The sequence below is a fragment of the Ruegeria sp. AM9 genome (assembly GCF_056540565.1).
The window spans coordinates 944603-952321 of the sequence record NZ_JBQFWY010000001.1 but is presented as its reverse complement, the minus strand read 5'-3'; the positions used below and the strand labels follow the sequence as shown (position 1 = coordinate 952321).

Annotated in this window: 8 protein-coding genes; 1 reads left to right on the top strand and 7 read right to left on the bottom strand. The window is 59.5% G+C overall.

Annotated features, from left to right (window positions below; translation table 11 throughout):
- From ACR0DO_RS04825 to ACR0DO_RS04795, 7 genes are all read right to left on the bottom strand, one after another.
- A partial coding sequence (locus ACR0DO_RS04825) for an MmgE/PrpD family protein (protein ID WP_480556952.1) occupies nt 1-1001 on the bottom strand: 1001 nt, incomplete at its 3' end.
- A gap of 1 nt (nt 1002) precedes the next feature.
- Nucleotides 1003-2184: a M20 aminoacylase family protein gene (locus tag ACR0DO_RS04820; RefSeq protein ID WP_480556950.1), complete on the bottom strand. Its 1182-nt coding sequence runs from the start codon at nt 2182-2184 to the stop codon at nt 1003-1005.
- A gap of 76 nt (nt 2185-2260) precedes the next feature.
- Complete coding sequence (locus ACR0DO_RS04815) at nt 2261-3787, bottom strand: tripartite tricarboxylate transporter permease (RefSeq protein ID WP_480556949.1); 1527 nt, start codon at nt 3785-3787, stop codon at nt 2261-2263.
- Between the two features lie 34 nt (nt 3788-3821).
- The gene (locus tag ACR0DO_RS04810) at nt 3822-4349 is read right to left on the bottom strand and encodes a hypothetical protein (protein ID WP_170440569.1); all 528 of its coding nucleotides are present in this window, start codon (nt 4347-4349) and stop codon (nt 3822-3824) included.
- A 64-nt stretch (nt 4350-4413) separates the two neighbouring features.
- Nucleotides 4414-5397, bottom strand: a complete 984-nt coding sequence (locus tag ACR0DO_RS04805; protein WP_170440571.1) for a tripartite tricarboxylate transporter substrate binding protein — start codon at nt 5395-5397, stop codon at nt 4414-4416.
- Nucleotides 5373-6200 carry a creatininase family protein gene (locus tag ACR0DO_RS04800; RefSeq protein ID WP_170674652.1) on the bottom strand — a complete coding sequence of 276 codons (828 nt, stop codon included), beginning with the start codon at nt 6198-6200 and terminating at the stop codon, nt 5373-5375. The genes ACR0DO_RS04805 and ACR0DO_RS04800 overlap by 25 nt, the downstream gene beginning before the upstream one ends.
- Complete coding sequence (locus ACR0DO_RS04795) at nt 6197-6862, bottom strand: RraA family protein (protein ID WP_480556948.1); 666 nt, start codon at nt 6860-6862, stop codon at nt 6197-6199. The genes ACR0DO_RS04800 and ACR0DO_RS04795 overlap by 4 nt, the downstream gene beginning before the upstream one ends.
- 146 nt (nt 6863-7008) lie before the next feature.
- Here ACR0DO_RS04795 and ACR0DO_RS04790 point away from each other — a divergent pair, with 146 nt between their 5' ends.
- Complete coding sequence (locus ACR0DO_RS04790) at nt 7009-7707, top strand: GntR family transcriptional regulator (protein ID WP_170440578.1); 699 nt, start codon at nt 7009-7011, stop codon at nt 7705-7707.
- The last annotated feature ends 12 nt before the right edge of the window (nt 7708-7719 follow it).

Sequence of the window (7719 nt, the reverse complement as noted above, 5' to 3'; positions counted from 1 at the left end):
GCCCGCACCGCGCGCGCAATGCAATAGGACATGGAGAACCGGGCTTCCATTTCGTTTTTGGGATGCGTGAACGGCATGTTCCGATAGTTCGCGATCCGCACCTTGACCGAGATGTCTGCGATGTTCCCGGGGTTGATAACCCCTTCGTCCCGCAGATCCAGCGCCATGTCGATGGCCATATGGCTTGAACCGCAACAGGCGAACCGCTTTGGCATGACACCAGCGGTTTCGATATAGTGGGGCATGTCGGGGGTTATGTTGAGATCGGCATATCCGCGTGGCTCTTTGCCACCGAAAAGCTCAAGAAAACCCTGCCCGCGCTCAATGATGTCGCCGTGTCCGGAAAGACCTGCCCGCGCGAGGCGGGCGGCTTCTATGGCATTTTTTGCGCCCATTCCCGCGTGGAACGGTTTAACGGGCGCACCGAACTGGGCCTTGCTGCCCGAGGCGAAGCTGACGGCCAGCGACATTGCGTGCACAATCCGCGCGCGATCGAACCCCATCAGATGCGCGACACCCGCCGCCGTACCGATGGTGCCGATTGTCGACGTGCTGTGCCAGCCAGCGGTGTAGTGAGAGGGCACCACACCCGCGCCAATCAGGCCTTGGACCTGCAACGCGACCAGATAGGCCTCGACGACCTGCGCGCCGGATGCGTTCAGCTCATCACTGAGTGCCAGCAAAGCCGGGACCGAAACAGCCGAGGCGTGGCTGAGCGCGGGGCGGAAATTATCGTCGAAATCCAGCGCGTGGGCTGCCGTACCGTTGATCGCTGCGGCAATTGCAGCGTCTGACTGACCGCCGCCAATGAGCCGTGCGGGGCCATCCTGAGTCGCCCCCGACAAATAGGCCTGTCGCACGCTGAGCGTCGCCGGATCGTCGCGCCCCAGATACATACATGCAACCGTATCCGTGATTGCGTCGGCTGCAAGCGCGCGCTGACGCTCAGTCGATTGATATACGATGCACCAATCCGCGATGCGCTCAAGAACGGTGCCCATGTCAGTTGGGCATGCTGGTCGGCGCCAGCACTTTTTCGACGACCTCGGCAAACCAGGCCGCGCCAACAGGCAGGACATCATCGTTGAAGTCGTAACGCGGGTTGTGCAGCGGCACTGGCTGCTCTCCGGGTTTGGTGGTGCCGATCCGGGCAAAGCAACCGGGGCGCGCCTGCGCCAAGAAGGCAAAGTCCTCGCCGCCCATCGCGGGTGGGCGCTTCATCATCACGTTGTCGCCGCCAACAACAGCAATCGCAGCATCCATGCCAAAATCAGTCGGCGCGTCCGCGTTGATCACGGGCGGATAACCGCGCCGGTAATCGACGGCGACCTCGGCCCCCATCGTTGCCGCTGCATTTTGGGCGACCTCGGAAATCAGCCTTTCGAAATCGTCCTGAACCTCGGGGGTCAGGCTGCGGGCGGTGCCTTGCAGTTCGGCCACTTCGGGGATCACATTGCCTGTTGTGCCCGCGTGAAACTGCGTCACCGAGATCACGCCGTTTTCCAGTGGATCGATCCGGCGCGAAAGGATGGTCTGCAGAGACAAAGCAACTTGCGCCCCGGCGATCAGAGGGTCGACGGTGTGATGCGGGCGCGCGGCGTGTCCGCCCTTGCCTGTGACCTTGATCGAAAACCGGTCGGACGCGGCCATAGTCGGGCCTTTGACCACGCTCATCACCCCTTCGGGCAATAATGGGTCGTTGTGCTGGCCGAACACCATGTCTGCGGGGAACTTCTCGAACAGTCCGGCATCAAGCAGGCTTTTGGCCCCGGCCAGCCCTTCCTCGGCGGGTTGAAAGATCGCGTGAACCGTGCCCGAGAACCGGCGCGTCTGCGACAGGTATTTCATCGCGCCCAGCAGCGTCGCCGTATGCCCGTCATGGCCGCAGCCATGCATGACACCCGGCACGGTCGAGGCCCAAGGCACGTCTCCCTGATCTTCCATCGGCAGCGCGTCCATGTCCGCGCGCAAGGCCACGGCACGGTTGCCGTCACCTGCGCGCAGGGTGGCGACAATCCCGGTCTCGGTCAGGCGTTCAAACGGGATGCCCCATTCTGTCAGGTGCCGGGCGACGAAATCCGAGGTCTCGAATTCCTTGTACCCCAGCTCGGGGTGGGCATGGAGATGTCGGCGCCAACCGGTCATTTCGCTGGCAAAGGCGGCAATTTCGGCAGGAATGGCCATAAGAAAACCTCAAGCTTTGAAAAGGCTCCACCCTCTGCTTGTGTTCAAAAGCAGAGGGCAGATGCAGTGTTTGGGATCAGTCGTCCTGAATGGCGGCAAGCGCCTTGTTCATCCGGGCTTTTCTGATCCGCATGATGATCATGATCACCGTCAGGATCAGGATCGTCAGCGAAATCGGGCGCTGAAAGATGATCCAGAGGCCGTCATTGGCAAGTAGCTGGGTCTGACGCACCGCGCGCTCCATGCCGCCACCCAGAAGCAGGGCAATCATGAAGGCCGGGATGTTGTAGTGATAGCGCCGGAACAGATAGCCAAGGACGCCGAACAGAACCATGATCCACACGTCGAACAACGACGAGTGCAGCACATAAGCCGACGAGACGGAGATCATCAGGATCAGCGAATAGGTGATCCGCGCAGGCACTGCCAGAATGATCCGTCCGATCATGGGGCTGAACCAGAAGCCCACGACGAAGTAGGCGACGATACAGAACAGACCGGCACTAAACAGCGCATAGATCAGGTTGGCGTCTTCGGTAAAGACCTGCGGCCCGACGGTGATGCCATGGATCAGCATCGCACCGGCCAGCAGTGCCGCCTGCGTCGATCCGGGAATACCAAGGGTCAGCAGCGGGATCAGGTTCGCGCCCGAGGTGGCGTTGTTGGCGGCCTCTGACGCTGCAACGCCTTTGACCTCGCCATCACCCCATTCGTCATCGGGCTTGGCCTGCCGTCTGGCCTCTCCGAAGGACAGGAACGACGCGACCGAGGCTCCGATGCCGGGGAACATGCCGACCGAGGCTCCGATGAACATGGATCGTATGATCGTCGGCAGAACCCGCAGATAATCCGCAAGGCCGAAAGTGTCGTCGGGTTTGCTGACTTCGTTTTTCTGGTTCTCTTGATCCTTGTGCGAGGTCGCGCCAAAGTCTTTGACGTCGAAACGGTGGAACACTTCACCAACCACAAAGATGCCGATCAGTGCTGGCACCAGTGGTAAGCCATCCATCAGCGGCAACTGGTCAAAGGTCATACGCAAGTTGCCCGAGATGGGGTCGAACCCGACCAAGGCCAGAGTGATGCCGAACAAGGTGCTGATGATGCCTTTGATCATCGATTCACCGATGATCGACGAGATCACCACAAAGGCCAGAATATAGATCGTCACCAGCTCGGGCGGGCCGATTTTCACGGCGTAAACTGCAAGATAGGCCGCGCCAAAGATCAGCAGACATTCCGAGAAGAAGTCGCCCGTTGCCGACGCCGCCGTGGCAGCGCGCAGCGCTTTTACCGGGTAGCCCTTCCGCGCCAGCGGATGACCTTCGATCATGGTCGCAGCCGCGGAAGGGGTCCCGGGAGTGTTGAACAGAATTCCGGGGATCGAGCCGCCGAAATCCGATGATTTAGAGATCGTATACATCAGGATCAACGCGATCAGCGGGTCCAGATAGAACGAAAAGGGCAAAAGCAGAGCAACTGCGGTTGTACCGCTGAGCCCGGGGACGGCACCGACGAGAATACCCGCAACCGAGCCGATGATGGCGACAATCACCGCGCTGGGGCTGGTGATGAACGCTGACATACCTTCCAGGAATGGAGACATATTCTAGTTCCTTTTGATCGGTCTTCGGATGCGTTCAGAACGCGGCAAAGAAGTCTCGGCGCCATGTGGGCACCTTGTCGTTCAACCCGGTCGAAATCAGCGCGCCGTCGCCTTCGGTGATGCCCAGGAAAAAGAAGAACAGCAGGTAGGAAAACAGGGTGAAACACACCGCAATCGTTGCCTGCTTGCGACCGAATTCACCGGTAAACAGGCTGACCGCGACAAAGCCCACAACGGTCGTGGCGATGATGTATTCGGCGGCCCAGAAAATGATCGGGTAGGCACAGCCCACCAGCGCAATCAGGATACCGCGCCGTGTCATGAAGGGCAGATAGGCATCCGGGTCCTCGCGCTCTTCGAGACTGGCGCGCGCAGCGGGCGACAGGACGACCACGGCCAGCAAGATGACCGACAACACGATGATGGCCAAAGCGAAGGCAACTCCGCTGTCTTGTGCAATGCCAGCCAAACCACCAACCGACAGCAGATCATACGCGCCTGCCAGAAAAACAACGATCATGAAGAGTCCGAACAGGATCTCGCCGTCAAGCCACTTAGGCATCTTTCCCTCCCTATTTCCGTTGACCGAAGGCAGCGTACTGCCTCCGGCCTTGACCAAGACGCTCTTAGAGCGAGCCTGCGACCGCGTCGGTCGTCGGGCGCCATGCGTCCATGAGCGTTTTCATGTGCTCATGAGTTTGCGGACCGTCCATGAACACGACATTCAGGTTCGCGTTCTTGACTTTTTCCTGCGTCGCCGGGTCTTCGATGGCGAATTTGAACGCAGCCGTCAGTTCCTCGATCACCTCGTCCGGCGTGTCCTTCGGTGCCAGCACAAGGTAGGGCGCGGGCATCGCAACGAACTCGGTGTTCTGTTCGGCGAAGGACAGCATGTCGGGGGCCAGACCATCACGTTCTTCAGCCATGACACCGATGGCGCTCATGGTGTCGAGGTTGGCCAGATAGTGGTGCGTGCCAACCACGCCGAAGGCCACCTGATCGCCAATGATTGCGGCACGGGCCGGGGCACCGCCTGCAAACGGTACGTCCTGCACCTTGTCCTGCAGATCGTTGGCCAGCAGCCAGCTGGTCATGGCGACATCGGTGATCGACCCCTTGCCGGTATGGGCCCAGCGGAGCTGCTCGCCCGCCGCATCCGCGTCCAGAATGGCCTGTTTCAGATCGGCGACCGAGTTCAGGTTCCGCGCCTTGGGCGCAACAACAGCCAGGTTCGCCACGGCGACATGCGCCACCGGTTTGAAATCGTTCAGAACGTCAACGCCGGTTTCCTTGACCATGGTTGCAATCATGGCCGAGCCCGAGATCATCACGATGGTCTGGCCATCCGGCTTCGAAGGTTTGGTGAATTTCAGACCAATCAGCTGGCCTGCGCCCGGACGGTTCGCCACAACGATGGGCTGGTTATCCAGCGCTTCGGTCAAAGCCGGAGCGAAAATGCGGGACAGCGTGTCAAGTCCGCCGCCGGGTTTCGCACCCACAACGATTGTGACCGGCCCGTTCGGGAAGTCGTCGGCGGCCGTTGCCGCTCCGGCCATAGCGGCCAGCGCGATCGTCGCGCTTGCGGCTACGCTTTTGAGTGTTCTGTACATGGTGTTCTCCCTTGATTGGTATGCGCAGTTTTGAGGTTGAAGTAAGCACCTACAAAGCGGGTGAGCTTAAGCAGAATGTCGTCGAAGAAAATCTTGCCTGCCTCGGCACTGAACGGCACGTTTTCACCGTTGATTTTTGCGTCTTCGCTGATGTCTTCAGCATAAACGGGTAGGTTGATATCCAGATCCTCGAACTTGCCCTGATGCAGGGAAACCAGAGGGATGCCGTTCATTTCGCCTTTGCCCTCACGATACACGTCCTGCTGCTGGGGGCAGTCATCGGGGAACAGATAGCGGCTGAGCGAGCCCATCGGTTCGGTCCCGTGGCCTTTGGCGCGAATGCCAAACTCGGGCTGCGCGTGGTTCCACACGTCCTCGTCGAACTTGCCCCAGACATTGACAGACGGAATGATGATGCCGTGCTTGGCGCGTGCCAGACGAAGCTGATTGGCGATGATCCCGGAATTGCCGCCATGCCCGTTCAGGACAAGGATATTCCGAACGCCATCCCGAATGAGGCCATCCAGGATTTCCGAGAATACTGCGGCAAATGTCTCAGCCGACAGGGCGATACCCGCAGGCGCATTCTGAAAATAGGTGGCATGGCCAAAAGGCAGCGTTGGCACGGTGATGCAACCTGTTTCCTCAGCCAGACGCTTTGCCAGCGCATCGACCAGCCGGTAATCCCCCATGGGCGTATAGCAGCCGTGTGGTTCGGTCGATCCGACCGGGATCAGAAAAGGCGTGTCGGCAGCAACCGCCGCGCGCGCGTTCAAAATGGTGGTTGCTGCAAGATCGGTCATTGCGCTGTCTCCACGGTCACGGCGTATTGCGCCACCAGATCATCGGCACCGGACAAGGCGCCCAGGGTGGCCCCGGCTTTCATGTCCGCCCGACGTTGGGTGCTTGTGTTCTCTTTTGCCGCCGCTGCTTTGGCGAGCTCGGCAGCTTCGGCGCGGGGAATGCAGATCACTCCGCTGTCGTCGGCCATGATCAGATCGCCCGCATGAACCACAACGCCGCCGCAGTTGACGGGCAGGTTAAGGCTGCCAGCCGGTCCGGTCCGACGCGTGGTGATGGGCGAAACGCCGTAGGACCACACCGGCAGATCATGTTCGCGGATTTCGTCAGGGTCGCAAATCGGGCCATCGACAATAGCGCCCGCCGCGCCTGCCCGAACCAGCCCATAGGCAACATTGCCGCCAAGACAGGCCAGACGCGTATCCCCGGCACGGTCGATCACGACGATATCACCGGGGCGCACTCGTCCCGACGCATAGTGCAGAAGCGTGGAATCCGGGGTAGGCAGCCGCAGCGTTATGGCTGTTCCCATGATGCGTTTGTCCGCCTGACGCGGCGTGATGCGGTGATGATCCAGAAAGCCGGTCCAGGTCAGATGGCCAACCGTTGCGACCGAAACACCGGACAGCATCGACAAGATTTCGCCGTCGATCTGGTCAGGCATGGGGGCTATGTCGTAGTGTCCAGGCATATGTTCGAACATCTCTGTTATTTCGATGATTTGAAGATTTGTATCAGAACTGTGATTATCGGTCAATAATTTCAAATTCGACTATTTTCCGATGCCCGATCGCATGTTAAACAAGAGGAATGCGCACTGATATTTTGCCCCCGTCGACGGCCTCGACCGCCAAAGAGCCCATAACGAACCGGATCTATGATTCGATTCTCGAGGACATCCGGTCAGGAAAGCTTGAACCCGGGCAAAAGCTGAAAGTGCGTGAGCTGACATCCGAGTATGGCGGCAGCACCGGATCCTGCCGGGAAGTCCTGAACCGGCTTGCGGGCGAGCGATTCGTTCAGACCAAAGGCATGACCGGCTTCAGTGTCCGCGATCTGTCCTCCGAGGATCTGGTCGAAGTGCTCGACTTGCGAGATCAGTTGGAATCACAAGCCTTCGTTCAGGCGATCCAACATGGGGATACCGAGTGGGAAGAACGTATGGTTCTGGCGTTTCACAGGCTGGAACGGGAACGCGCGCGTGAAGGAACCTCACTGATCGAACGGGAATATTACCATCGGGAATTTCATCTGGCCCTGATCGGAGCCCATACATCCGAGTGGCATCAGTTCTTTATCCGGACACTGAGCCTGCATTCCGAGCGATACCGCCGTATTCTTCTGCCAAAGAGGATATTCGAGCCGGATTACGTGCGCGTGGTCGATGAAGAACATGATCAGATCATGCGCCTCGCGCTGGAACGCCGCGCCGAGGAAGCTGCGGAAGCATTGAAGAAGCACCGCTCAAGATCTCGAACCGATCTGCTTGTTGCATTGGAAGGTCGCTAGCTCTGGATCCGA

Bases quoted from the DNA above. Each gene is read 5' to 3' on its own strand.
- ACR0DO_RS04790 (WP_170440578.1), top strand. From the start codon at position 7,009: ATGCGCACTGATATTTTGCCCCCGTCGACGGCCTCGACCGCCAAAGAG.
- ACR0DO_RS04815 (WP_480556949.1), bottom strand. From the start codon at position 3,787: ATGTCTCCATTCCTGGAAGGTATGTCAGCGTTCATCACCAGCCCCAGC.
- ACR0DO_RS04805 (WP_170440571.1), bottom strand. From the start codon at position 5,397: ATGTACAGAACACTCAAAAGCGTAGCCGCAAGCGCGACGATCGCGCTG.
- ACR0DO_RS04795 (WP_480556948.1), bottom strand. From the start codon at position 6,862: ATGCCTGACCAGATCGACGGCGAAATCTTGTCGATGCTGTCCGGTGTT.
- ACR0DO_RS04800 (WP_170674652.1), bottom strand. From the start codon at position 6,200: ATGACCGATCTTGCAGCAACCACCATTTTGAACGCGCGCGCGGCGGTT.
- ACR0DO_RS04810 (WP_170440569.1), bottom strand. From the start codon at position 4,349: ATGCCTAAGTGGCTTGACGGCGAGATCCTGTTCGGACTCTTCATGATC.
- ACR0DO_RS04820 (WP_480556950.1), bottom strand. From the start codon at position 2,184: ATGGCCATTCCTGCCGAAATTGCCGCCTTTGCCAGCGAAATGACCGGT.